At 57.3% G+C, this 344-nt stretch carries 1 pseudogene; it reads right to left on the bottom strand.

Features of this window, described 5'->3' with window-relative positions:
- Positions 1-326: pseudogene (locus HV477_RS29200) on the bottom strand (filamentous hemagglutinin); the annotation flags it as partial.
- Positions 327-344: the final 18 nt, after the last annotated feature.

The following is a 344-nucleotide window of genomic DNA, read 5'->3' as shown; positions in this document are numbered from 1 at the left end:
CTGATATCCGCATTAACCGTAATGTTCCCGCCCTGAGTACCCGTTCCGTGCGTATCCACCGTCACACTGGTTCCGTTATTCAGCTGGTCTGCAATTTTCACTGCACTGACCTTGGCCCCCGCAGCTGACGGACTGAACACATGGTCCGTATCGCTGTCCAGTTTCGGCTCCGTTCCCTTACCGGTTTCCGTCACATTTGTATTGCTGCTTCCACTGACTATCGTCACGTCCAGCGGGTCAAGCAACCAGTTGCCGCCCCGGCCATTCAGGGCCGATGCCTCCACATCACCGAACGCCTGCAGGTTATGGTGCGAGGAAGTCTCCACCTGGCCACCGTTGCCTGA

It is taken from the genome of Salmonella sp. SG203, from assembly GCF_013350575.1.
Taxonomy (GTDB): domain Bacteria; phylum Pseudomonadota; class Gammaproteobacteria; order Enterobacterales; family Enterobacteriaceae; genus Salmonella; species Salmonella enterica.
This window is presented reverse-complemented; position numbering and strand designations above follow the sequence as displayed.